The sequence below is a fragment of the Ruegeria atlantica genome, from assembly GCF_013033965.1.
Taxonomy (GTDB): domain Bacteria; phylum Pseudomonadota; class Alphaproteobacteria; order Rhodobacterales; family Rhodobacteraceae; genus Ruegeria; species Ruegeria atlantica_D.
In genome coordinates this window covers 155,868-180,454 of the sequence record NZ_WQFE01000005.1, presented here as the reverse complement: position 1 = coordinate 180,454, position 24,587 = coordinate 155,868, and the positions used below count along the sequence as shown (strand labels likewise).

27 protein-coding genes are annotated in these 24,587 nt (G+C 59.5%); 19 read left to right on the top strand and 8 right to left on the bottom strand.

The genetic code is table 11. From position 1 onward, the window contains the following. Nucleotides 1–668 precede the first annotated feature (668 nt). The 6 genes from GOW16_RS12020 (at nt 669) to GOW16_RS11995 (ending at nt 8,163) form a co-directional block, all read left to right on the top strand. Nucleotides 669–1,436: a uracil-DNA glycosylase gene (locus GOW16_RS12020; RefSeq protein ID WP_170415350.1), complete on the top strand. Its 768-nt coding sequence runs from the start codon at nt 669–671 to the stop codon at nt 1,434–1,436. Then, nucleotides 1,433–2,032: a metallophosphoesterase family protein gene (locus GOW16_RS12015; RefSeq protein WP_170415200.1), complete on the top strand. Its 600-nt coding sequence runs from the start codon at nt 1,433–1,435 to the stop codon at nt 2,030–2,032. Before GOW16_RS12020 ends, GOW16_RS12015 begins: the two co-directional genes overlap by 4 nt. Next, nucleotides 2,029–2,649, top strand: a complete 621-nt coding sequence (locus tag GOW16_RS12010; protein ID WP_170415198.1) for a LysE family translocator — start codon at nt 2,029–2,031, stop codon at nt 2,647–2,649. Before GOW16_RS12015 ends, GOW16_RS12010 begins: the two co-directional genes overlap by 4 nt. Nucleotides 2,650–2,655: 6 nt before the next feature. Continuing rightward, nucleotides 2,656–3,198, top strand: coding sequence for a molybdenum cofactor biosynthesis protein B (moaB, locus tag GOW16_RS12005; protein WP_170415196.1), 543 nt, complete (start codon nt 2,656–2,658; stop codon nt 3,196–3,198). Nucleotides 3,199–3,304: 106 nt separating this feature from the next. Continuing rightward, on the top strand, nt 3,305–4,759 hold the full coding sequence (locus tag GOW16_RS12000; RefSeq protein WP_170415194.1) for an efflux RND transporter periplasmic adaptor subunit: 1,455 nt from the start codon (nt 3,305–3,307) through the stop codon (nt 4,757–4,759). A 5-nt stretch (nt 4,760–4,764) separates the two neighbouring features. Continuing rightward, nucleotides 4,765–8,163, top strand: a complete 3,399-nt coding sequence (locus tag GOW16_RS11995) for an efflux RND transporter permease subunit (protein ID WP_170415192.1) — start codon at nt 4,765–4,767, stop codon at nt 8,161–8,163. Here the strand turns inward: GOW16_RS11995 and GOW16_RS11990 are convergent. Together GOW16_RS11990 and GOW16_RS11985 are read right to left on the bottom strand one after the other, a co-directional pair. After that, the gene (locus GOW16_RS11990; protein WP_170415190.1) at nt 8,160–8,579 is read right to left on the bottom strand and encodes an NUDIX hydrolase; all 420 of its coding nucleotides are present in this window, start codon (nt 8,577–8,579) and stop codon (nt 8,160–8,162) included. The genes GOW16_RS11995 and GOW16_RS11990 overlap by 4 nt on opposite strands. A 13-nt stretch (nt 8,580–8,592) precedes the next feature. Continuing rightward, nucleotides 8,593–9,399, bottom strand: coding sequence for a protein-disulfide reductase DsbD domain-containing protein (locus GOW16_RS11985; RefSeq protein ID WP_170415187.1), 807 nt, complete (start codon nt 9,397–9,399; stop codon nt 8,593–8,595). Nucleotides 9,400–9,544: 145 nt separating this feature from the next. On the opposite strand from GOW16_RS11985, the gene GOW16_RS11980 reads away from it, so the two are divergent. Continuing rightward, on the top strand, nt 9,545–10,099 hold the full coding sequence (locus GOW16_RS11980; RefSeq protein ID WP_170415184.1) for a YqgE/AlgH family protein: 555 nt from the start codon (nt 9,545–9,547) through the stop codon (nt 10,097–10,099). Here GOW16_RS11980 and GOW16_RS11975 read toward each other — a convergent pair whose 3' ends face one another. Next, nucleotides 10,100–11,050 (bottom strand): L-threonylcarbamoyladenylate synthase, encoded by a 951-nt coding sequence (locus GOW16_RS11975; RefSeq protein WP_170415181.1) that lies wholly within the window; start codon nt 11,048–11,050, stop codon nt 10,100–10,102. 137 nt (nt 11,051–11,187) lie between these two features. On the opposite strand from GOW16_RS11975, the gene GOW16_RS11970 reads away from it, so the two are divergent. From GOW16_RS11970 to GOW16_RS11940, 7 genes are all read left to right on the top strand, one after another. Continuing rightward, complete coding sequence (locus GOW16_RS11970; RefSeq protein WP_170415178.1) at nt 11,188–12,891, top strand: acyl-CoA dehydrogenase; 1,704 nt, start codon at nt 11,188–11,190, stop codon at nt 12,889–12,891. Further along, nucleotides 12,891–13,937: an MBL fold metallo-hydrolase gene (locus GOW16_RS11965; RefSeq protein WP_170415176.1), complete on the top strand. Its 1,047-nt coding sequence runs from the start codon at nt 12,891–12,893 to the stop codon at nt 13,935–13,937. Before GOW16_RS11970 ends, GOW16_RS11965 begins: the two co-directional genes overlap by 1 nt. Before the next feature lie 4 nt (nt 13,938–13,941). Further along, nucleotides 13,942–14,394 carry a DUF6173 family protein gene (locus GOW16_RS11960; protein WP_170415173.1) on the top strand — a complete coding sequence of 151 codons (453 nt, stop codon included), beginning with the start codon at nt 13,942–13,944 and terminating at the stop codon, nt 14,392–14,394. Between the two features lie 64 nt (nt 14,395–14,458). Further along, complete coding sequence (locus GOW16_RS23060; protein WP_170415170.1) at nt 14,459–16,297, top strand: glycerophosphodiester phosphodiesterase; 1,839 nt, start codon at nt 14,459–14,461, stop codon at nt 16,295–16,297. Continuing rightward, complete coding sequence (locus tag GOW16_RS11950) at nt 16,284–16,844, top strand: hypothetical protein (protein ID WP_170415167.1); 561 nt, start codon at nt 16,284–16,286, stop codon at nt 16,842–16,844. The genes GOW16_RS23060 and GOW16_RS11950 overlap by 14 nt, the downstream gene beginning before the upstream one ends. A 68-nt stretch (nt 16,845–16,912) precedes the next feature. Continuing rightward, nucleotides 16,913–17,047: an aa3-type cytochrome c oxidase subunit IV gene (locus GOW16_RS11945; RefSeq protein ID WP_170415165.1), complete on the top strand. Its 135-nt coding sequence runs from the start codon at nt 16,913–16,915 to the stop codon at nt 17,045–17,047. Between the two features lie 18 nt (nt 17,048–17,065). After that, on the top strand, nt 17,066–17,698 hold the full coding sequence (locus GOW16_RS11940; protein ID WP_170415162.1) for a hypothetical protein: 633 nt from the start codon (nt 17,066–17,068) through the stop codon (nt 17,696–17,698). Here GOW16_RS11940 and GOW16_RS11935 read toward each other — a convergent pair. Further along, complete coding sequence (locus tag GOW16_RS11935; protein WP_170415159.1) at nt 17,687–18,019, bottom strand: AzlD domain-containing protein; 333 nt, start codon at nt 18,017–18,019, stop codon at nt 17,687–17,689. The genes GOW16_RS11940 and GOW16_RS11935 overlap by 12 nt on opposite strands. Then, entirely contained in the window at nt 18,016–18,732 is a 717-nt protein-coding gene (locus GOW16_RS11930) for an AzlC family ABC transporter permease (protein ID WP_170415156.1), read from the bottom strand. Before GOW16_RS11930 ends, GOW16_RS11935 begins: the two co-directional genes overlap by 4 nt. Between GOW16_RS11930 and GOW16_RS11925 the strand changes: the two genes are divergently transcribed. From GOW16_RS11925 to GOW16_RS11905, 5 genes are read left to right on the top strand one after another with little or no spacing between them, the layout of a single operon-like run. Continuing rightward, entirely contained in the window at nt 18,731–19,669 is a 939-nt protein-coding gene (locus GOW16_RS11925; RefSeq protein ID WP_254429749.1) for a formate dehydrogenase accessory sulfurtransferase FdhD, read from the top strand. The genes GOW16_RS11930 and GOW16_RS11925 overlap by 2 nt on opposite strands. Then, nucleotides 19,666–20,025, top strand: a complete 360-nt coding sequence (locus GOW16_RS11920; protein WP_170415153.1) for a hypothetical protein — start codon at nt 19,666–19,668, stop codon at nt 20,023–20,025. Before GOW16_RS11925 ends, GOW16_RS11920 begins: the two co-directional genes overlap by 4 nt. Continuing rightward, nucleotides 20,022–20,666, top strand: a complete 645-nt coding sequence (gene mobA / locus GOW16_RS11915) for a molybdenum cofactor guanylyltransferase MobA (RefSeq protein WP_170415150.1) — start codon at nt 20,022–20,024, stop codon at nt 20,664–20,666. The genes GOW16_RS11920 and mobA overlap by 4 nt, the downstream gene beginning before the upstream one ends. After that, entirely contained in the window at nt 20,663–21,154 is a 492-nt protein-coding gene (gene mobB, locus GOW16_RS11910) for a molybdopterin-guanine dinucleotide biosynthesis protein B (protein WP_170415147.1), read from the top strand. Before mobA ends, mobB begins: the two co-directional genes overlap by 4 nt. Further along, on the top strand, nt 21,151–22,416 hold the full coding sequence (locus GOW16_RS11905; protein WP_170415144.1) for a molybdenum cofactor synthesis domain-containing protein: 1,266 nt from the start codon (nt 21,151–21,153) through the stop codon (nt 22,414–22,416). Before mobB ends, GOW16_RS11905 begins: the two co-directional genes overlap by 4 nt. Here the strand turns inward: GOW16_RS11905 and GOW16_RS11900 are convergent, their stop codons facing one another. The 3 genes from GOW16_RS11900 to GOW16_RS11890 all read right to left on the bottom strand — a co-directional run bounded on the left by GOW16_RS11900 (nt 22,417) and on the right by GOW16_RS11890 (nt 24,517). Beyond that, nucleotides 22,417–23,409, bottom strand: a complete 993-nt coding sequence (locus GOW16_RS11900) for a hypothetical protein (protein WP_170415140.1) — start codon at nt 23,407–23,409, stop codon at nt 22,417–22,419. It lies immediately after the preceding gene. A gap of 14 nt (nt 23,410–23,423) precedes the next feature. Next, nucleotides 23,424–23,894, bottom strand: coding sequence for a transcription elongation factor GreA (gene greA, locus GOW16_RS11895; protein ID WP_058278909.1), 471 nt, complete (start codon nt 23,892–23,894; stop codon nt 23,424–23,426). Between the two features lie 242 nt (nt 23,895–24,136). Continuing rightward, nucleotides 24,137–24,517, bottom strand: coding sequence for a VOC family protein (locus GOW16_RS11890; protein ID WP_170415137.1), 381 nt, complete (start codon nt 24,515–24,517; stop codon nt 24,137–24,139). Nucleotides 24,518–24,587: the final 70 nt, after the last annotated feature.

Below are 24,587 nucleotides of genomic sequence, written 5' to 3'. Positions count from 1 at the left end.
ATCCGCCTTCGGGCAGGCATTGTTCACCGGGCTTGCACCACTTGCCATAACCGCAATCGATAGCCTTGACGGGAACACATCCCTGATTTTTCGAACACTTGAACCCCTGACGGCACTGTGACCCGGTTTTTTCACAAAGATACCAGCCAGGGCGCGAGCATCCTCCGCCTGGCAGGCAGGACGATCCGGATCCGCAAATACGGCCGTCGTCACATGTCAGAGAGGGCAGTTCCTGAATGTCGGGTGTTATCTTCTCGCATTCCCCACGGGCGTTGCAAATGCTGCCGCCGGGGCAGTCCAAGCGCGATCTGCACTTGTTTTGCCCGGCCGGAGCGCATCGTGTGCCGCCTGCAACGCAGCGCTCAAACGGACCACAGGTTCTGCCTCCGCCGCAATAGGTGCCGCCTAAGGGAATACAGTGCCCGTCAAAGCTGCATCTTTGGCCGCCCGAACAACAGGTACTGCCACATTTGAATTGGCCGGCACGGCATTGGCCGTATCTGTCCTGAAATTGCGCAGTAGCCGGACCGCTGAGGACGGTCAGCAGCAAACTGAGAAAAAGGAATCGCAAAACACACACCATGAATAGGCCAATGGTCGGTGCGATGGTTCGTCCGATCAAGGTCTATCTGCTTTCCCTCGTTCAAAAGGTGGTTAGATTGATGGGTATGGAATCGGCTTTGGATTATCATACCGCGCGGGCGCTGCTTGAATGGCAGATTGAGTTGGGCGCAACGGATGCAATCGGTGATGCGCCGATTGACCGCTATGGGCTGCCTGACACCGCACCCAAATCCAAGAAGCCCGCAAAAGCTCAGACCGCGCCGGAAAAGCCCAAACAGGTTGATCCGGTTGCGGTTGCGAAATCTGCGGCTCAGGCCGCAGGGTCGCTGGATCAGTTGCAGGCGGCGATGGGTGCGTTTGACTACTGCGAGCTGAAACGCGGCGCGCGGCAGTTGGTTTTTGCCGATGGCACGCCGGGGGCGCGGGTGATGATTATCGGAGAGGCTCCGGGTCGGGATGAGGACCGCGAGGGTAAGCCCTTTGTCGGGCGGGCCGGGCAATTGCTGGACCGCATGTTGGCTGCGATTGATCTGAACCGGGCAGAAAACGCCTATATTACCAACGTCCTTCCGTGGCGGCCGCCGCAGAACCGGGATCCCAAGCCCGAAGAGATCGGCATGTTGAAGCCGTTTCTTGAGCGGCATGTGGCTTTGGCCAAACCCGAGGTCCTGGTCGTGATGGGCAATATTAGCTGTCAGGCCGTTCTGGGCAAACGGGGGATCACGCGACTGCGCGGTCAATGGGATCAAGCGCTGGACTTGCCAGTGATCCCGATGTTCCACCCCGCTTACTTGTTGCGCCAGCCGCTGATGAAACGGCAGGCATGGGCCGATTTGCTCGAGTTGAAAGCATGGTTGGAGGGCAAAGCATGAAAATCCTCGCATTTTCGGACCTGCATCTGGCAAGCAGCCGCGCCGCCGATCTTGTGGTCGCCAGCGCCGAAGCCGATCTGGTTATCGGAGCAGGGGATTTCTGCAACAGACGACACGGGCTGGATGACGCGATGACCATGCTTGCGGGCATTTCCGCTGCAATGGTCGTGGTACCTGGCAATGCCGAAAGCGCTGAGGAACTGGCCGACGCCGCGCCCGAAGGGGTGCACGTATTGCACGGCACTGGGATGACAGTCGACGGGTTGCGACTGTTCGGCCTTGGATACGGAGTGCCGGTCACACCGTTCGGCGACTGGTCCTGCGATCTGACCGACGCCGAAGCGGCTGAGTTGCTGGACCGCTGCGATACGGCTGACATTCTGGTCGCGCATTCGCCGCCCAAGGGGCATGGCGACCTGACATCGATGGGCGAAGCTATCGGGTCCGCTGCCATTCGCGACGCGATAGAGCGGTTGCAGCCGCAACTGGCCCTGTGCGGCCATATCCATGATAGCTGGGGGTATCGCGGTTCAATCGGTGTTACCCAGATTGCAAACCTCGGCCCCACCGTAAACTGGTTCGAGGTCGCCATATGATTGAGCCGGTCACGCTGTTGGCATTTATCCCGGCGGCGATTGCCCTGAATTTCACGCCCGGGGCGGATATGATGTTTTGCTTTGGACAAGGCCTGCGCTCGGGCGCGCGGCCGGCAATTGCGGCCAGTGCGGGGATTTCTACCGGGTCAATGGTTCATGTTCTGATCGCGGGGCTCGGGCTGGGGGCAGCTGTGGCGACGATGCCCTGGTTGTTTGACGTGATCCGGTGGACAGGCGTCGCTTATCTGCTGTTCCTTGCGTGGGGCGCGTTTCGAAATGGGGCAGTATCCGCCGACACGCCCGCCAAGCCGACCCGGCATGCATTCCGGGACGGGCTGGTTGTGAACCTGACCAACCCCAAGGTCATCCTGTTTGTTCTGGCCTTCATTCCGCAGTTCGTGGACCCGGCAGCCGGGCCGATCCTTCAGCAGTTCCTGATCTTTGGCTTGATTATCTCGCTGGGTGGTTTCGTGGTGAACGGGTTGGTCGGTGTATTTGCCGGTGGTGCGGGACGGATGCTGATTTCAAACCCGCGCGCCTCGCGGATCATGGGCTGGGTGACCGGGGGAATTTTCACCGCTTTAGCCCTCCGGCTAGCCATTACGGAAAGGGCCTGACGGAATATGTCGCGCATTGATGAGACCAAAGACTTCATTGCTGTCCGGATCGCCGTTCTGACTGTTTCAGATACACGCTCGGTCAACGAGGATCGGTCTGGCCAAACCCTGGTGGACCGGATTGAAAGCGCCGGACATACGGTTGCCGATCGCAAGATCGTCCGTGATGAGCGCACCCAAATTGCCGATCAGTTGCGCCTCTGGATTGCTGACCCTGAGATAGACGTGGTGATTTCGACCGGAGGTACGGGCCTGACGGGCCGAGACGTAACGGTCGAAGCACATCGTGACGTCTATGAGAAGGAAATCGAGGCTTTCGGAACGGTATTCACCATCGTTTCAATGGAAAAGATCGGCACATCCGCCGTTCAGTCGCGCGCAACAGGCGGTGTGGCTGGTGGCACCTATCTTTTTGCATTGCCCGGCAGTCCCGGCGCTTGCAAGGACGCTTGGGACGGGATTTTGGAAAAGCAGTTCGACTATCGCCACCGTCCCTGCAATTTCGTCGAAATAATGCCCAGATTGGACGAACATTTGCGACGGAAGTAGACTGGTCGCACGTTAAACCGATCATAACCGCTTTGTGGCTTGGCATTTTTTGCGGCTCAGCTACCTTTTGCGAATGGCAGCCTGATGCAACCGGGGTGATTTTTATATGCGATTTCTGAGGCAAAGCCTTGTCGGAGTCTTTCTGGCGTCGCTGACGCTGGCCCTGTTGTTTGTGGCGGCACAGATGATTACCGGCGCGGTGCAGGACGTTCTGACGCGCGAAGAGTCTGCTCCGCAGGCGCGCGAGAGGGTGTTTGCCGTGAGCGTGCGCCCCGCAGAATTGGAAACCGTCACCCCATATCTTGAGGCTTTCGGCGAAGTTCAAAGTCGCCGCAGGTTAGAGCTGCGCGCCGCACTGGGTGGGCGTGTGATCGGGTTGGCAGAAGATTTCGAAGATGGCGGTGTGGTGACGGCAGGCGAAGTTCTGGTCGAACTTGATCCGGCAGACGCCCAATCCGCGCTGGACCGGGCAAAATCCGATTTGCTGGACGCGCAGTTTGAAGAGCGTGATGCGGAACGGTCGCTACTGCTGGCGCAGGACGAATTGAATTCGGCCGAGGCGCAGGCAGAGCTGCGCGGGCGCGCCTTGCAGCGCCAGCAAGACTTGCAGACCCGCGGAGTCGGGGCCGCAGCAGCCGTGGAAGAGGCCGAGCTGGCCGAGGCTGCCGCGCAGCAGGCAGTTCTGGCGCGGCGGATTGCGCTGGCGCAGGCCGAATCCCGCGTCGATCAGGCGACCACCCTGTTGTCACGGGCGCGCATTGCGCTTGAGGCGGCTGAGCGCGATCTGGACGACATGACAATCCGCGCCCGGTTTGGGGGCACGTTGACCGATGTAACACTGGTCGAAGGGCGGTTGGTCTCTGCGAATGAAAAGCTGGCCGAACTCGTCGACCCCAACGCGCTGGAAGTGGCTTTCCGCGTTTCAACCGCGCAATACGTTCGATTGCTGGATGCAGCCGGCGATCTGATCGACGCGCCGGTCGCCGTCTCGCTTGAGGTCACGGGCACCGATCTGACCGCCCAAGGGCGTATAAGCCGCGACAGCGGGTCGGCGGGTGAAGGGCAGACCGGGCGCTTGATCTATGCCCGCCTGGATGAGGCGTCGGGGTTCAAACCGGGCGATTTTGTTACCGTCACGGTGCAGGAACAACCATTGGACAACGTGATACGGTTGCCGTCTTCGGCGCTGGATGCGGTCGGAACGGTGTTGGTGTTGGATGAAAATGACAGGCTCGAAGCGCTGCCGGTGCAACTGATCCGCCGTCAGGGCGATGAGGTCCTGCTGCGCGGAGAAGGGTTGGTAGGGCGAGAGGTCGTGATTGGTCGCACTCCGCTGTTGGGTTCGGGCGTGCGCGTCCGGCCATTGCGGATAGATGACAGCGCCGGGGCCGCGCCGGATCTGGTTGAACTGTCCGAGGAACAACGCGCCCGGCTGGTCGCTCAGGTCGAGGCCAGTACGCGCATGCCAGAGGACGTCAAAGAACGGGTTCTGGGCCAATTGAGCGAGGCCAAAGTACCCGCCTCGTTGGTGCAGCGGCTTGAAAACAGGGCGGGGGGCTAAGCGCCATGATGCGCGAGATCCCCAGCGCGGCAGGCGGTATCCTCAGTTACTTCACACGTCACAAAACGGTGGCAAACCTGCTTCTGCTGGTGATGCTGGTCCTGGGCGCGGCGGCAATCCCGAACATGCGGGCACAGTTCTTTCCGGATGTGATCCTGGAACGCGTCGACGTGAGTGTGGACTGGGATGGGGCCGGTCCCGAAGACGTGGACAACGGTATCGTTCAGGTGCTTGAGCCCGCCTTGCTGGCGGTCGAGGGTGTCGCCAGCACCGAGTCCACCTCGCGCGAGGGGCGCGCCAGCATTCGGCTTGAGTTCGAGCCGAACTGGGACATGTCCCGCGCGGTCGAAGAGGTCCGGACTGCCGTCGACGGTGTTACCAGCCTGCCCGACGATGCCGAAGAACCGACGATCCGTCGGGGCGCCTGGCGGGACCGGGTTACAGATGTAGTTGTGACCGGACCTGTCGATCCTGATCATCTGGCCAAGTTCACGGACGAGTTGATCAACCGTCTGTTTGCGGTCGGGGTAACGCGCACCACGATCCGGGGACTTGCCGCGCCGCGTATCGTGGTCGAGATACCGACTGCCCAACTGATTGCCAACGACATCACATTGTCCGAGGTCGCATCGGCCATCGCGGCTGAGGTCAACGCAAACCCTGCCGGAGATGTAACCGGCGCGAATGCCCGTATCCGCACAGGTACGGAAAAGCGCACCCCAGAGGAAATCGAAGGCATCGCCCTGCGCAATTTTGCTGACGGGTCAAAGTTGCTGGTGGGCGATGTGGCGCAGATCCGTGTGGAGGGGGTCAATCGCAATCGCAGCTACTTCGTGGGCGAAAATCCGGCGATGTCCGTGCGCGTAGATCGCTCGAATCTAGGTGACGCGATCGAAATTCAGCACACGGTCGAAGATGTCGTTAAGGACATGCAGGCCAGCGTTCCCGAAGGTGTGACGATCGAGCTGATCAGAACCCGCGCTCAGGCGATCACCGACCGTCTGGATATTCTGGTCGATAATGGCCTTGTTGGCTTGGGCCTTGTGGTCTGTCTGCTGTTCCTGTTCTTGAATGCCCGCATCGCCTTTTGGGTTGCCGCTGGTATTCCGGTGGCCATGTCTGCGGCGATTGCTTTCATGTATATCGGCGGGCTGTCGATCAACATGGTGTCCCTGTTCGGGCTGATCATCACGCTCGGCATTGTTGTGGATGACGCCATTGTCGTGGGCGAGCATGCTGATTTTCGCGCGCGCCGGCTGGGTGAGGCACCGATGGTGGCTGCCGAACGGGCGGCACGGCGTATGGCGATGCCGGTTTTTGCGGCGACCCTGACAACCGTGATCGCCTTTTTCGGCCTGACCTTGGTTGGCGGCCGGTTCGGAGAGTTGATCCGCGACATCCCCTTTACGGTTATCGCCGTGTTGATTGCCTCGCTGATCGAATGCTTCCTGATTTTGCCGAACCACATGGCGCATGCCATCGCGCATTCCACCAAAGAACACTGGTATGACCTGCCCAACCGTGTGGTCAATCGCGGGTTCCGGTGGGTGCGCGATCGCCTGTTCCGCCCGTTGATCGCCTGGGTCGTCTGGGCGCGCTATGTGGTGGTCGCATTGATGGTTGTGATCCTGGCCAGCCAGATCGCCCTGTTCATTCGCGGCGACGTGAACTGGCGGTTCTTTAACGCACCCGAGCGTGGCTCGGTCACGGGCAACTTCATAATGGTCGAAGGCGCCACCCGCGCCGAGACTGTGGCCATGATGCATGAGCTGCAGCGTGCGACCGAAGAGCTGGGCCAGATCTATGAGGAGCGCCACGGTCGCAACCCGATCGACTATGTGCTGACCGAGGTGGGCGGCTCTGCAGGTTGGGGATTGGCGGCAGCAGATGGCAAAGACGCGGACCTGTTAGGTGGCATTTCCATTGAGCTGATTGACGCGGATCTGCGCCCCTATTCCAGCTTTGAATTTGTTGGTGAGCTGCAGGACTTCGTACCGCGTCACCCGAAGGTCGAGCTGCTCAGCTTCCGGGGTTGGCGCTCGGGTCCTGGCGGCGATGCCATTGATGTTCAATTCTATGGCTCGGATGTGAACACGCTCAAGGCCGCGTCCGAGGATTTGCAGACCGAGCTTTCGAAATACCCTGAGGTTTCGGCGCTGGAGGATAATCTTGCCTATGACAAGGAAGAGTACATTCTGGACCTGACGGCACAGGGTCAGTCGCTGGGGTTCAGGATCGAAACGCTGGGACGTGTATTGCGCGACCGGTTGAACGGGATCGAGGCGGCGACCTTCCCGGATGGCCCGCGCAGTGCCGAGATCAGGGTTGAGCTGCCCGAAGGAGAGCTAACCGCCGATTTCCTGGAACGCACGCTGATGCGCACACCGGATGGTGTGTATGTACCGTTGGCCGATATCGTGTCGGTCGAGCGGAAATCCGGCTTCTCGACCGTTCGGCGCGAAAATGGTCTTCGAGTGATCTCGGTGAACGGTGACATCTCGGAAGACGACCCAACACGCGCGGCGGAGATTGCCCGTGCCATGGGCGAGGAAATCCTGCCAAAAATTGCCTCGGAACGGCAGGTCGAATGGCGGATGGCCGGTCTGAGCGAGCAGGAAGACGAGTTCTTGTCCGAAGCGCGCACCGGCCTGATCCTGTGTCTGACAGGGATCTATCTGGTTCTGGCCTGGGTGTTCGCCAGCTGGACACGGCCGCTGGTCGTGATGGCGATAATCCCCTTCGGTCTGGTGGGCGCGATCTGGGGGCACTACCTGTGGGACGTCCCGCTAAGCATGTTCACGGTTGTTGGCCTGTTGGGGATGACCGGGATCATCATCAACGACTCGATTGTTTTGGTGACGACCATCGATGGGTATCAAAAAGAGCGCGGGCTGGTGCCGTCGATTGTCGAAGGTACGGCGGATCGTTTGAGGCCAGTGATGCTGACGACCATGACCACGGTTCTGGGGCTAACCCCGTTGCTGTATGAAGGATCGCAACAGGCGCAATTCCTCAAACCCACCGTTATCACTTTGGTCTATGGGCTGGGTTTCGGGATGTTGCTGGTTCTGCTGCTGGTCCCGGCGCTGCTCGCCATTTTGAACGATCTGTCCCGCCCAATGACAGCTATGCGCCGGGCGGCGCGCGCGCCGGACCGTGTTGTGCGGGGGGCTCTGGCTTGCACGGGTCTTACCTTGCTTTTGTGGTTTGCGCTCACGATGGTCTGGCCCGCGATTTACGGTGCACCCATCGGGGCCTTGTCCGGGATCTACGCTGCCGAGGACGGCATGGCCGTTCTTCGGATGGGCCTGGGTGCCTTCGTTGCGGGTGCTGCGCTGATATTGTGTGTCAGTGTGACCGTTTCTGGTTTGATTTACGTCCGGCTCAAAGGGTCCGCGACCTAAGCCCGGCGCAATGCAGTTTCAAGCAGATCTATGACGCGGTTGCTCATCTCAAGTTCGCCACGGCGGATCTGGTCCACCGGAAACCAACGAGCATCGAGCGCGTCGTCGCCTGCAACGGGGTCGCCAGATTGATACTGACAGGCCACTCCTACCAGAAGGTAGTGGGTCAGGACTGCGCCACTTTCGTCGCGGCGCAGTAAATCGAGATTGTCTAGATAGTGCTGTGGTTCTGCTATGACCGAAGTTTCCTCACGCAGCTCCCTTTGGGCGGCCTGCAGAACGGTCTCGCCCCATTCCACGTGGCCGCCGGGGAATCCCCAAAGGCCAGCATCAGGCTGCTTGCTGCGCTGAACCAGCAGCACCTTGTCCTGATGCAGGACAACCGCCAAGGCACCTATTTTCGGGGTTTGTGTCATGAAATCACCGGGCTCAGCCTGCGCTGCATCCCCGAATGTCGACCGCGTGATTAGAACCCAATACGGTGATCCGAATTTCCGAACGGTCCAAGGCAAACGGTCCCCCGGATGCGTTGATCACCTCAGAGGTTGCTATCAGAGTATTGCCGGTCCGCGACGTCTCGGTCTGCGATGCCCAGAGCGTGGGATTGCCCGGCTCGATTACGGCAACCTCGCGACCACCGGCCGAGGGCATGGTAACTCGGGCCTCGATCTTCATCCCATCTGATGTGGGCGACAGGTGGCAGCTGGCGTTGGACACGCTGGCCTCTTGTTCAGAGAAGGGCCGCTGGGCGAGCGCTGCGGCGATGGCCGGGTTGCGCCCGGCCTCTGCGTCGAGCGTGTGATCGAAATCCAACTGTTCAGGGATGCAGACATCCTTGCATACGCCAAGGTCCATTGTTCCCTGCAGGCGCACGGGTTTGGCCGGGTTCTTCGGCGTGATCTCGACCGGCAGAACCAATTGATTCTCATATCCGATCGATTGCAGCCCATTCTGGTCAAAGACATCCGGCGCGGGCCATGTAATAGACACATCTCCCACGTTGTCTGAGCGATTCCAGTCGAATTGCGGTGGGATGCCCGCATCCCCCGGCGCCCGCCAATAGGTTTTCCAACCGTCCTGCAGCGTCACGCGCACGGCGCTGAGATACGTGCCCTTTGCGGTGCGCCCGCCATCCAGAATGTCCAACTCGGCAACGGGACCCTGTACCTGCGCTGTCGCAGGTAAAGTCAAGCCAAGGACCAGGGCGAACGCCGGAAATGTCTTTTTTATACTCATTCCATATAAATGCGCGGTCAGGGCAGGGATTCCAAGTCACGTTCCGGTCACTGGGATGAAATCTGCGGAAATGTGCGCTGATCCCTTGCCATTCCGGGTGACCAAGGGTCATTGTTGAACCAGACCAGCTATGAGATTTCGGCCAATGGATCTTACCGGAAAACTGTTGATTGCGATGCCCGGCATGGGCGATCCGCGTTTTGACCATTCGGTGGTGTACTTGTGCAGCCATGGCGAAGATGGCGCAATGGGGTTGATTATCAACAAACCTTCGGACTTGCGGCTGAAAACCCTGTTGGGCCAGCTCAATATCCCCTGCCGGATTCCGGTCGTGGGTGAGCGTCTGGTTCATTTCGGCGGTCCTGTCGAGATGTCGCGCGGATTTGTCCTGCACAGCTCAGACTACGAGGCCAACCTGCATTCCATGCACATCACGGATGAGTTCAGCATGACGGCGACGCTGGATATCCTCGAAGACCTTGCCTCGGGGCGCGGGCCTCTGAATTCCACGTTGGTGCTGGGCTATTCCGGCTGGGGGCCCGGTCAGCTTGAGGATGAGATAGCGATGAACGGCTGGTTGACGACCGAAGCGTCGCCGAAACTGGTTTTCGACGTGCCGGATGATGAAAAATGGCAAGGTGCGCTGGCGACTTTGGGCGTTGATCCTTTGATCCTGTCAGCAGAATCCGGGCGCGCCTGATCAGCTGTTTCGCGGGGCTGCGGCGCGGCGCAGGCGGTCGTTGATAGCTGCGCCCAACCCGTGGCTCGGAATTGATGTCACGGCAATTGGCCTGCCAGTGTCGTTCAGGCTGTGCAACGCGGCGAACAGATTTGCCGCGGCCTCTGTCAGATTACCCTTTGCCGACAGGTTCAGGTCGCAGTCTACAGGACCAAACCCCAGCAGAACTTCATCGCCTTGTGCGGCGCTTGCGTTCAACCGAACCGGCGCATCCGGAGCGTAGTGCGATTGCAGCTGACCGGGCGCGTTTAGTACGTCGCCGGGCAGATGGTGGTGCAACTGAGTCTTCAGAACAGCCTCGATCTGTTCCAGCGCCACACCGCCGGGGCGCAAAAGCGTTGGTTCGCCAGCAAGGCCCACGATGGTGCTTTCCAGCCCGACCCCGCACGGGCCATCATCCAGCACTGCAGCAATGCGTCCGTTCAGTCCGGACAGCACGTGTGCGGCGGTTGTCGGGCTGATTTGCCCAGACGGATTTGCAGACGGGGCAGCGACCGGCCCGTCGAATTCGGACAGCAGCACGCGCGCTGCGGGGTGCGCCGGAACCCGCACCGCAAGGGTTTCAAGCCCGGCGGTCACCAGCGACGACATGCCGTGACCCGGTCGCAGGGGCAAAACCAAGGTCAATGGTCCGGGCCAGAACGCGGCTGCTAAGGCCTCGGCCTGATCCGACCACATCACGAACCGCTGCGCGGCCTCGACAGAGGCCACGTGGGCGATCAGCGGATTAAAGCTGGGGCGTCCCTTGGCGGCATAGATTCCGGCTACGGCTTCTCCGTTACGGGCATCCCCGCCCAGGCCGTATACCGTCTCGGTTGGGAAGGCCACCAGAAGGCCCTGCCGCAGCAGGTCTGCCGCCTGCGCGATTCCGGCAGGATCGGCGGATAATGTCAGAGTGCCGTTGGGGATCATTGGTGGTGACGCCGCGTTTTGATTGCGTATAGCTATTGGACCGATACGTAATCGGTAGAACCCAGATGCATAAAGGTGGGCGGTGGAAATTCCAAGCCCGCTGGCGTAAACGCAATCAGACAGCCCCGAGGGAAGACATGCCATATCGCGCGCCAATTTCTGATTATGAGTTCCTGTTCCGCCACGCGGTTGGCTTTGAACAGATCGCCACGACCGAGAAATTCTCGGAAGCCAGCGACGATGTGGTCAGTGCAATTCTGACCGAAGCCGGGAAAATGTGCGAAGAGGTGATGGCCCCGCTGCAGCGCCCCGGTGATCTTGAACCGGCGCGGTTGGAGAACGGCGTGTTGCGCACCTCGCCCGGATATGCCGGCGGCTGGAAAGCCATTGCCGAAGGCGGCTGGATCGGGATGAGCGGTGATCCGGAATATGGCGGCATGGGTCTGCCGATGACGCTGACCACCGCCGTAAACGAAATGATGTCGGCGGCCTGCCTGTCGCTGCAACTTGCGCCGCTGATGACGCAGGGCCAGATCGAGGCGCTGGAGCACCACGCCAGCGACGAACTCAAGGCACTCTATTTGCCCAAGATGATGGCGGGTGAGTGGTCAGGCACCATGAACCTGACCGAGCCGCAGGCCGGGTCAGATGTGGGGGCGCTCACCTCAAAAGCAGAAGCCAACGGGGATGGAACGTTTTCTGTGACAGGGCAGAAAATCTTTATCTCATGGGGTGACAATGATTTTGCCGAGAATGTCTGCCATCTGGTTCTTGCGCGGTTGCCAGATGGCGTCCCGGGAACCAAGGGAATTTCTCTGTTTCTGGTGCCCAAATACCTGCCGGACGAAAATGGCAAGCCCGGCGTTGCGAATGATTTGAAGGTCGTTTCGGTCGAGCACAAGATGGGCCTGCACGGCTCGCCAACCTGCGTGATGCAGTTTGACGGTGCCAAGGGTTGGCTCGTGGGTAAGGAACATGGCGGCATGGCCGCGATGTTCACCATGATGAACAACGCGCGTCTGGGTGTTGGTGGTCAGGGTGTGGGAGCGGCCGAGGGTGCTTATCAGCATGCACTGGCCTACGCGCTGGAGCGCAAGCAGGGCAAAACACCGTCGGGCACGATCATAGATCATGCGGATGTGCGGCGGATGCTGATGAGCATGCGGGCCGACACGTTTGCCGCACGTGCGATCATGCTGGCCAACGCTTCGGCCATTGATATGGCCAACGCAATCGGCGACGCTGACTGGGCAGCTCGTGCCGCTCTGCTGACGCCAATCGGGAAGGTCTTTGGTACCGAAACAGGCATGCGCGTGTCTGAGGCCGGGGTCCAGGTCCATGGCGGTATGGGGTTCATCGAGGAATCCGGTGCAGCGCAATACTATCGGGATGTGCGTGTGACGGCGATTTACGAGGGCACCAACGGCATTCAGGCGATGGATCTTGTAGCGCGCAAGATGATGGACGGTGGCGAGGCCGCCTCGCGGCTGCTGGATGAGATCGAAGATCATGCTGAAGAGGCCCGCGCAACCATGCCTGAACTGGCTGGCCCCGTTTGGGAAGCTACGGAAAGCCTGCGTGAGACGACCGAATGGATCGTGGCGCAGTCGGACATGAACACCCGTTTTGCCGGCGCGGTGCCATATCTGCACGCCTTTGCACGTGTGCTGGGCGCGCATTTTCACCTCAAAGCGGCATTGGCCGAACCGGACGGCCCGCGCTTCAAACTGGCGCGGTATTATATCAACGCCCTGTTGCCTGAGTATGCCGGATTGTTGGTGCAGGCGCAGAATGGTGCGGATGACATCTACGCGCTTAGCGCTGATGAACTGGCAGTTTGATGGACGGCGATAGCCCTTTGGCGATCCGGTATCCGTGGCCCGAACCTCCGGCCGAGGGTGAGGCGATCGAAGTCGCTGAAGGCATGCTTTGGATGCGATTGCCGCTGCCGATGGCGCTGGATCACGTCAACATCTATGCGCTGGATGACGGCGACGGCTGGACCGTGATCGACACGGGCATGTCGTCGAATAAGACCCGGCGCATCTGGGAAAAACTGATGGCCGGTCCGTTGGGTGGCAAGCCCATCAAGCGGGTGGTGGTGACGCATCATCACCCCGACCATGTGGGCAATGCGGGTTGGTTCCAATCCGAACACGGCGTCGAGCTGGTGGCTTCGCGCACCTCCTGGCTGTTTTCGCGTATGCTGCAACTGGATGTTCAGGAAAGCTGGCCGCAGGAAACGCTGGATTATTATCGCAGCGCCGGCATGGCACCTGAAGTTTTGGCCAAACGGATGGCCGAGCGCCCGTTTAACTATTGCGACACCGTTTATCCGATGCCGCTTGGGTTCACTCGGATCAAGCAGGGCAGCGTGATACGCATGGGTGGGCGCGACTGGGATGTGCACATGGGCAACGGCCACGCCCCCGAACACGCCACATTCTGGAGCCGCGACGACGATCTGGTGATTACCGGTGACCAGATACTCAGTTCGATCAGTCCCAACTTAGGTGTCTATGTCACTGAACCTTTGGCCGACCCGGTTGCCGAATGGCTGGAAGCCTGCGAGCGGCTTGAGGGGTTGGCGCGACCCGATCATCTGGCGCTGGGCGGGCATAAGCTGCCATTTACCGGGTTGCCCATCCGGATGAGGCAGTTGATCGACAATCATCACGGCGCTCTGGATCGATTGCAAAACTGCTTGGACCAGCCCAAGACTGCTGCCGAATGTTTCGTGCCCTTGTTCAAAAGACAGATCACTGGTGGCGAGTATGGGCTTGCGCTGGTCGAGGCAGTTGCACATCTGAACCATCTTTACCACATTGGTTCTGTCACCCGAACGCGCCGCGCGGACGGGGCGTGGGAGTTTCAGCGCAAAGGGTAAAGCCATGCAGGATCAGATCGAAACATCGGCCGAGGCCGCCGAAGCCGCAGCCTTGCCGCGCTGCTACGAAGTGCATGCCAACTCGGAAACAGAGTCAGGGGCAAAAGACCTACCCGGCCAACTGCAGAAACCGGTCGAGACGAAAAGCCCGGCGCAATGGGCTTATGAACGGCTGATCCTCTATATCCAGAACTTCGAAAAGACGCTTACCGGCGACCAAGAGGTCGCGATGGGGTTCACCGGCGGTGACGCAGGTGTCATGCGAATCGAAGGGATGGGGTATTTCGACCCCGATATCATCACCTTTTACGGATCTGATGCGACCGGCGCGCGCACTCAGCTGGTGCAGCATGTCAGCCAGTTGAACGTGATGCTGCGGGCTTTGCCCAAATCGGTCGAGGATAAACCCGCCAATCGCATCGGGTTCCGGCTGGCCAAGGATCTGGAAGAAAGCTGATCACCTGACTTGCAATTCACGTCTGCGCAGCCTTGAATGAGTGCATCATTCAAGGGAGCGTCGTGTGACCACTTTCTCTGCTGTTACAAGCGCCTACAGAGGGGCGTGGGCCCGACGCCGTGTCTTTGTACCGATTTACATTGTTGTTCGCCTGCTACTGGTCGCGCTGATTTCGCCCGGCGTGGCGATCACGGTAAATCTTGCTGTATCGCTGTCAAACCAGACGGCACTGACCGATCAGGCGATCGCTGCTTTCATCCTTTCACCGGCCGGGTTCATAGCCGCCGTTGTGGTGCTCAGCCTGTTTCTGCTGGCTGAGGTGTTTGTCTTCTCGGTCATGGCCGGATCACTGCGGATGGCAGAAGCCGACCCCTGGCGGTCGGGCAGTTCTGCGATCCGGCTGATATTGTCACGACTTCCATCCTTGTTTGGCTTTGCTGTGCGCTTCGTCATGCGCGTTCTGTTGTTGGTGCTGCCTTTTTCGGTCGTGTCCTCCGTAATCGCGTGGTGGACGCTGACGGAATATGACATCAACTATTACCTGACCTTTCACCCGCCCTCATTCTGGGTGGCCGTGGTTTTGATCGGGGTAGTTGTTCTGGTGATGGCCTGGGTGCTTATCCGGCGCTTGTCAGCTTGGGCTTTGTCGCTGCATCTGGTTTTGTTCGAAGGTGTTCACCCTGGGCATGCATTCGGGATCAGCGCCAGTCGGATGGAGGGAAAACGCGGGCGCCTCAAGACAGAACTGGCCATCTGGCTGGCTGTTCGCATTGTTATCGCCGCATTGATTGCCTGGGTTGCTGGGCTTTTGTTCGCACTGGTGCCGCTGCAAGGTGTTACCGACCTGAGACTGGCCCTGATTTACAGCCTTGGCGTTGCCGGGATCTGGTCACTGGCCGGATTGGTTCTGGCCGCCACGGCGCTAGGTGCTTTGGCGATCTTGCTCGACGGGTTTTTTGATATCCAAACGTCTGAACCAGCGCGCCCTGAGCCGCGCAACCTGCGCACAGCATTGCTTGTGGCGGTCGGCGTGGCGGTCGTTTCCGTTCTGGCTGGGATATGGTTCGGGCAACATCTTTTGGAAAGGATACAATCTCCGGACCGTGCCGAGGTCATCGGCCATCGCGGTGCTGCGGCGCTACGGCCCGAAAACACGATGGCTTCGGTTCTCAAGGCGATCGAAGATGGTGCCGACTGGGTCGAAATAGACGTTCAGGAAACGGCGGATGACGTTGTCATCGTCGCCCATGACAGCGATTTCATGAAACTGGCAGGCGTGAACCTCAAGGTCTGGGATGCGACTATGGAGGATGTGGCGGAGATTGATATCGGCAGTTGGTTTGGTCCCGAATATGCGGATGAACGCACGCCGACACTGCGTGATGTTCTGGAGGCCACCAAAGGCAAGGCAAAAGTGATCATCGAGCTCAAATACTATGGTCACGACGTCGATCTGGAAAACCGCGTTGTCGCCATCGTTGAAGAGTTGGACATGCAGGATGACATTGCCACGATGTCCTTGAAATACCCCGCAGTGCAAAAGATGAAGGCGATCCGCCCCGACTGGCGGGCCGGGGTTCTGGCCGCAACGGCCGTGGGTGATCTGTCGGGGCTTGATGGCGATTTCGTTGCGGTGAATGCGGCGATGGCAACACCGGGATTGGTGAACTCAGTTCAGGCGGCAGGCAAGGATATCTATGTCTGGACTGTAAATGATCCGCTGCAAATGTCGGCTATGGCGTCGATGGGCGTAGATGGCCTGATCACCGACCGGCCAGCGATGGCGAACGAAGTGCTGCGTTTGCGCGCGGAAATGGGTCCGGCTGAGCGGTTGTTGCTGTGGCTGGCAACAACCTTCGGCATGTCCCTTGATACTCAGGCGATGCGCGATGAAAGCCCTTGATCTGGCGGCAATCCTTGCGCTGTGTGCCACGCCAGCCTTTGCGCAGGACGTCATGCGAAGTTTCGAATTGCCCGCCCATCGCGCCTTGATGGCAGGGCGCGCCAGCGCAGAGTTGACCCCGTTCGAATCCGATGGCTGTTCAGGCGGTCTGTCGGCCAGCTGGCGCTTTGTAGCGAATACGTTCCCCAGCTTTCGGGTTCTGTATGAGGCGCACCCCCCGTGGGAATATTGTTGTGTGACCCATGATCGCGCCTATCACCATGCGGGCGGGGCTTTGCGGGCCGAAGATAGCTATGAGGCGCGCCTTTCAGCAGACGACACCTTGCGTGCCTGCGTCAAACAGCATGGGGCAGATCATGCCGAGGAGTATGCCAAACGTTACGATATGACGGCCGAGCAGATTCGCACCGCCCATTCCGTCACAGCTGAGGCGATGTATGCGGCGGTCCGGTTCGGTGGTGGCCCTTGTTCTGGTCTGCCCTGGCGCTGGGGTTTTGGGTATCCGGCGTGTTCGGTGTTTCCACCTTTGGCCCCTGCGCGCGAATGACGTGGTGACAGGCCCTGGATTTTCGATTATCCAACCTTTCAAACACGCGAATTAGGATTCTGAGACTCATGGCTGAACACAAGCACGGCGAAATGGACATCACTGTTCAAACCAAAACCTTTGATGGTTTCATCAAGGCTACCACCTGGTGCGTGGTTGCTATCGCCTTCCTTTGCCTGTTCCTGGCAGTCTTCGCCGCTTAATCCAAAACGGGGTTGACCGTGATCCGGATTTTGATTGCCTGCCTGTTGGCAGCAACTGTTGCTGGCTGCACAGGCTCGCAGCGCCCGCAGGCTGATCAGGCCGAGGTCGTTGCCCGCTCCTATCGTGATCCGGGACCTTCGACCCTGACGCTTTATACGATGATCAACACGCGTACCGGTTCTGGTGCGCATACCTCGTTGATGATCAGCGGCAGCGAACGGGTGATCTTTGACCCCGCCGGATCGTTCCGCGCGGATGTTGTTCCGATCAAGGACGACGTGCTGTACGGCATCACCCCAAATGTTGAGCGTGCCTATCGCAGCTCGCACGCCCGCGAAACGCATTACGCGCGTATCCAGACCATTCAGGTGAGCCCGCAACAGGCCGAGATTGCCTTGCAATTGGCCAAGCAATCGGGGCCGGTCGCAAGCGCCTATTGTGCGAATTCCACCGCCTCTTTGTTGAAGCAGGTTCCGGGGTTCGAACAGATCGACGTGACCTTTTTTCCGGTCAAGCTGTCGGATCAGTTCGGTCAGCTTCCGGGTGTCGTGACCACCGAATACCGTGAAAACGATGATGCCGATCTGCAAAAAGGTCTGGCTGCCAACAATGCGCAATTGAACCAGTTGGAAGCGGTCTCAGCCCAATAGGTACAGCAACCCGTACAGGGTTCCGGCGCCGCTGAAGATGGCTGCCAGCACGTTCTTGGTGATCAGTCCAATTGTCAGCGCGACAGATGCGGCCGCCATGCGGGGAATGTCTGGCTGGCCCTCGGTTGCTGTCGGCCACACAACCAGCGGCGCGATCAGGGCGGGCAGGATGGCAACGGCGGTATACCGCAAATGGCGCAACAACCACGGTGGCATCGGGCGATCCCCAACCAGACCGATAAAGACAAAGCGCAAGGCATAACTGCCGATGGCCAGCCCGATGACTATGGCCCAGATCGTGACGGGATCGACCGGGGTCATACCGCAGCCTTTCTGCGCTCGACGAACAATTCCGCCTGCGCGCCAGCCATCATCCCGGCGCATCCGGCAATCAGCAGGCCCAGATTGTATGGGATTCCAACGGTCAGCAACGACACGACAATGGCGACCAATGCCGCGACCACATGGGGCAGGGTCCGCATCATCGGACCGATCATGGCCAGAAACGTGATCGGCAGCGCAAAATCCAGCGCCCAACTTTCGGGAATGCGCGTGCCAAGGACCGCACCCAGATAGGTCGCCAATATCCAAAGCGGAGTGATGGGCGTGACCGAGCCCACAAAATAGGCCATGCGCTGAGGCACGGTCATCTGCGGTTCTTTTTCGAACTGCACGATTGAGCAGGCATAGGATTGGTCGACAGTCACGTAGGCTGCGCAGGCGCGCTGCCACAGCGGGGCCGCGCCCAGATAGGGGGTCAGCGATGCCGAATACATCGCCATCCGCAAATTCACCGCCAGCGCAGAGACCAGAATAATGGCTGTCGGCGTCTGATCCTGCAGCAATTGCAGGGCGGCGAACTGAGCGGCACCCGCAAAAACGGTGGACGTAAACGCCATCGTTTGCACGATGTTCAGCCCGGCCTCGGTCGCGAATACGCCAAACAGGGTGCCAAATGGGATCGCCACAAAGATGAATGGGGTCCCGTCGCGAAAACCCTTCCAGAAGTATGACTTGGATGTGGTGTCTGCCATGGCTAAATCCTATGGTGATCCCCGCAGCAGTAGCGGTCTTGGGAAGGGGTTGCAATTGGCCACCGAACAGAAACTGTCAGGCTATATCATCGCCCCTGATCCCGGCGCGGAGAGGTTGACGCGAGCGGTTGAGGGCGTGGATCAGAATGGCGAGGTCAGCCAGATTTCGGTGGTCGAGGAACGCCCGTTGACAATTTTCCTGAACTCACAGGAAATCGTGACCGCTATGACCATCGGCGATTACCCCGAGTATCTGGCGCTGGGTTTTCTGCGCAATCAGGGGATGCTGCTGGCCGATGACGAGATAACGCGCGTCGACTACGATGACGATCTGGAAACCGTGATCGTGCGCACCGCGCGTGAAACCTCGTATGAGGACAAGCTGAAGAAAAAGACCCGTACCAGCGGCTGCGCTGTGGGCACCGTGTTCGGTGACATGATGGAAGGGCTGGAAGACGTGCGCCTGCCGCAGGTTCAGGTTCGCACCTCGTGGCTGTATGATCTGGCCGCCAAGATCAACCGCACCCCGTCGCTGTATCTTGAGGCCGGGGCGATTCACGGCACGATTCTATGCTGCAAGAACCGTCCGATGGTCTACATGGAGGACGTCGGTCGCCACAACGCGGTCGACAAGATCGCGGGTTGGATGCTGTCCGAGGGTGAGGGGGCAGAGGACAAGATCCTCTACACCACCGGTCGTTTGACCTCCGAGATGGTGATCAAGACGGCGATGATGGGAATCCCGGTGCTGGCCTCCCGCTCCGGATTCACCGCTTGGGGGGTTGAGATCGCCCGCGAGGTCGGCCTAACTCTGATCGGCCGCATGCGCGGCCAGCGTTTTGTGTGCCTGTCGGGCGAGGATCGCTTGGTGCGCGACGTGGACCCGGCGACCGTGGCGGTTGAAGACAAGAAACATCGCAGGAAGAGCGCGGGATGACGTTTTTTGATGTCCTCTTCTTTATTTTATTGCTCCTGATTCCATTGATTGTCATTGGAATGTCAGGCTTGTTTTTTGCCAAGCAGCTGTGGCGACCGCTTTTAGTCAGGCACAATCTCGAAGGCATCAATCGCGGCGCATCGCGCAATCTCTTGTTCGCCGGTTGCATGAACGGTTCGGCAGATTTCTCAGCGCAGTTAAACCGTTGTAGGCGCGCCTTTGCCTGTCTCATTGCCTTCTTTTTGATTTATGTGTTTTTCTTCATGGGCTTTGTGGCTTTAGCTTTCTTTTTGTGCGTTATTGTTCTGAATTTTGTTACGGCTCGCCCCTATGAAATAACGGAGGAGATTAAATGACCCTCCCCCTTGGCATCATCCTCGCAGGCGGCCTTGCCACCCGAATGGGCGGCGGAGACAAGGGCTTGCTGACGCTCGGCGGGCAGAGCCTGCTTTCTCATGTCATCGACCGGCTATCTCCCCAGGTTGACGGACTTGCGCTGAATGCGAATGGCGATCCCCAGCGGTTCGCCGACCTGAATCTGTCCGTCTTGCCGGATACGATAGACGGTTTTGCGGGTCCTCTGGCCGGAGTTCTGGCCGGGCTCGATTGGGCGGCCTCGCAAGGGGCCGATAGCATTGTAACAGCCGCCGCCGATACGCCGTTTTTCCCGCGCGATCTGGTGGCGCAGCTGTCCGAAGCCGCCCAAGGGCAAACCCACCCTCTGGTTCTGGCCACGACGCCGCGCACCGGGGATGAGGCATTGAAATCCGGTGGCGGCAAGCGGGTCAACAGGCACCCCACTTTTGGCCTCTGGCCTGTCGCGCTGCGAGATGACCTGCGGGATGCCCTGAACGACGGGCTGCGCAAAGTCGTGCTGTGGACGGACAAGCATGGCGGGCGTGAAGCGCTGTTCCCGGCGAAACCATTTGATCCCTTCTTCAATGTTAACACGCCCGACGATTTGGCACGGGCGCAAAAGCTGTTGGAACAGGCATGAGGGTTTATGGAGTCACCGGCCGGAAAAACGCGGGAAAGACCGGCTTGATGGAGCGTTTGGTGGCCGAGATCACCAGGCGCGGTTTCACGGTTTCCACGGTCAAACATGCCCATCACGCGGTCGATGTCGACCAGCCCGGGACCGACAGTTTCCGCCATCGAGACGCCGGTGCATCCGAGGTGCTGCTGGCATCGGGTAGGCGCATTGCGGTGATGCAGGAATTGCGCGAGGCACCCGAACCACCTCTGGCAGATCTTCTGGCGCGGCTTCTCCCGGTCGATCTTGTGTTGATCGAAGGATTCAAACGGGAAAACCATCCCAAGATCGAGGCGTTTCGGGCAGAAGCCGGGAACGCGCTGATGGCCGGGGAAAACACTACGATCCGCGCCGTCGCCAGCGATGCACCGCTGCAGGTGGAGGTTCCGGTGTTTGATCTGAACGACACTGCGGCAATCGCGAATTTCATCTTGAAAGAGGTCGGATTATGACGCCGCCGAACATCACTCCTCCGCCGCTGCGAAACGATTGTTTTGCTTTGCCGGCGGGAGTCAACTGGACACCTGTGGACGACGCGCTGGCCCTGTTGAGGGATCGACTGACGGTTGTCACCTCGACCGAAACCGTTCCGATCAGCCGGGTTGCAGGACGGATACTGGCAGAAGACGTCATTGCGAAACGTTCAAACCCGCCGCAGCCAAATACGGCCGTGGACGGCTATGGGTTTTCCGGGGCTGCACCAGAAGGTCCTCAGGTGATGCCACTGCAGGATGGGCGCGCGGCGGCGGGTATTCCGTTTGATGGCGTGGTGGCACATGGCAAAGCGCTGCGCGTGCTGACTGGTGCGGCGCTGCCCGACGGCGTGGACACAGTGATACTAGAGGAAGATGTGACCGTTCAGGACGGTCACATCGCCTTTCATGGCCCATTGAAACTGGGCGCAAACACCCGAAAGGCTGGCGAGGATGTGGCCGAAGGCGACATGGTCCTGCCTGCGGGGCGCAGGCTGACCCCTGCTGATGTGGCGCTTCTATCAGCGACCGGGATTGCCGGGGTTTCTGTGCGTAAAACGCTGCGCGTTGCGGTGCTGTCGACTGGCGACGAACTGGTCGAACCCGGGAACCCCGCCGGACCCGGCCAGATATTCGACGCCAACCGTCCGATGCTGTTGTCGATCATTGAAAGGCTGGGGTTTCAGCCAGTCGACATGGGGCGCGTGTCTGACGACAGGGAAGATTTGCGCGACAGGTTGGACAAGGCGGCAGAACAGGCGGACGTCATTCTGACCAGCGGTGGCGCGTCCGCGGGGGATGAGGATCACGTCTCGGCCCTGTTGCAAGAGGCCGGAGCGCTGCAACAGTGGCGCATCGCGCTGAAACCGGGCCGCCCGTTGGCCCTGGGATTGTGGAATGCAACGCCCGTGTTTGGCCTGCCGGGGAATCCTGTTGCCGCCAAGGTCTGTACATTGATCTTTGCATGCCCTGCGCTTGGTCTGATGGCGGGCGCAGGCTGGTCAGAGCCGCAGGGCTTTGAGCTGCCTGCCAATTTCGAAAAACGCAAAAAACCGGGGCGGCGCGAGTATCTGCGCGCCCGTGTCCGCGATGGGCGGGTCGAGGTTTTTGCGTCAGAAGGATCGGGTCGTATCAGCGGCCTTAGTTGGGCCGAGGGGTTGGTCGAAATTCAGGATGGTGCCTGTCATATCAAACCGGGCGATCCGGTGCGGTTCATACCGTATGGCAGCTTTGGCCTGTGATCAGTCGAAGGTACCGGCAACACGCCCCAACAGCATAAATGCACGGGCTGTCCGTGTGTCACCCAAAGCCGTCAGATCTGCGTCGCTGGCATTCGGTTCAAACTCAACGATCATGTGATCAAAGCGACGCAGGAAATGATGTACGGCGTCCCTGAATATCGGGTCTTGTTTCATGCGGGCTGCGGTCAGTGCCAGCGACGACCGGTCCCTGATCCCGCCCAGGGCTGCAACGGCACGGCCGCGCGCGCCTTGTGCGAACTGCCGCCAGACTTCAGGTCTGGCCATGTCCGGACGCAGGTCATCCATATAGATGCCTTCCTGACTGAGCAGAGTCAGAACATCCTGCGAAGCCTGTACCAACTGAGCGGTTTTGCGATCCTGCAGCGCGAGCCTGAGGGCGTCGAACCCTTCGGTATCATCCTGCGTTTCCGGAAAATTGAGCGCGCGGATGAAAATATCGGTCGTCAGTGGCGGGGCGATATCCTCGGCTGGGGTGCCCAGTTCCAAAGACGTCTGGTCTCCTGTTTCGACAGAGGCCTCGTCCCGAACCGGCTCGGTCCGTTTCGATGAAAACGTCGCCAGCGCGGTTTCCGCTTTTTTGGCGGCCTCAGCGATTTCGTCCAGCTTTTTGCTGACACCCGGCTCTTGTAGGCTGGCGGCGCGCTGTTGCTGAATCACATAGGCCTGACGGATCGCGTCGATCGCGGTCTGCAGCCGCGCGCTTTCCTCGCGCATGACGCGGCTGGCGCGCATGGCCGTAGCGGCGACCCAGATCATGGCAACCGGCATGAAAACGGCCAGTAGGGTCACGACAAAGCCGCCGCCATCGACCTTGTCGGGAAGCACCAGAAACACAATCGACACGATCAGCCAGACCACGCTAAGCGCAATGGCGACGATCTCGATCTCGGTCACCGAAGGATGCGAAGGCTTGTCATAGATACCCAATGGGGTTGGCCGTTCTGGATCCTGTTCGGGGTTGGGCTCTGACATGGTCAAGGCTCCGGTCAGGCGTACTCGATACTCAGAACTTCATAGGACCGCACACCGCCGGGCGTGCGTACCTCGACACTGTCGCCTTCTTCCTTGCCAATCAACGCCCGCGCGATGGGCGATTTGATGTTTAGAAGACCGTTTTCGATGTTGGCCTCGTACTCGCCCACAATCTGCCAGGTCTTCTCCTCGTCGGTGTCTTCATCCACCAGCGTGACCTTGGCGCCAAACTTGATCGCACCGTTCAGTTTGGCTGGGTCGATCACATCGGCCAGCGACAGGATGCCTTCCAGCTCTTTGATACGACCTTCGATGAAGCCCTGCTTTTCGCGCGCCGAGTGATACTCGGCGTTTTCCTTCAGGTCGCCCAGCTCGCGCGCTGTAGCGATGGCTTCGATGATCGCCGGGCGCTCGACGGACTTGAGGTTTTTGAGCTCCGCCCCAAGCGCGGCATTACCCGCAGGCGTCATTGGAATTTTTTCCATGTTCTTGTCGTCCACGCATAAATTGGTTCGCCCCGCCGCATGAGACACGCGTCGGGGCGATTGGATGGGTCGTCAATTAACTGACCCAAATGAGGCGTGAATTGCAAGGGGGCTTGGTCGCGCAACGCGCGGATTACGGCCTATGGTGTTCGGGAGAAAGTCTGAATCGCCAATACCCTGCCGCGCTTCGCGCCCTCGGGACATTGGCGATAAAGAATCTGTCGGGTGTTTCCCGGAACACCTTATTCGTAGCTAATCACTTCAAATTCGATGTCATTGTCGTCATTAAAATAGAACCGTCGGCCCGGTTCGTAGTCAGCGTGGGATTTGGGGGTAAACCCGGCGTCGATTACTTTTTTCTCAGTCGCGTCGATGTCTTCGACCAGAACGCCCACGTGATTCAGCCCGCCGACGATGTCATAGCTGCTTTCCCCGGAGGGCTGTGGATCGCTGGGCGCGTAAAGTGCCAGGTAGGTGTGCTTGGTGCCCACGTGAACCGTGTAGCCGCCCGCAATTGCCGGACCTTCCCACCGTGTTTTCCAACCGAACACCTTGTGCATCCATGCAGCCGAAGCCTGCGGATCACGGACAGTGAAATTGGTGTGTTCAAGCGTCGCCATCATGAGATCTCCTTTGTGTTTTTTGCTTGTTCCGACTCACTGTAATTTCTAAACCTAACTTTAGATCAAGGTA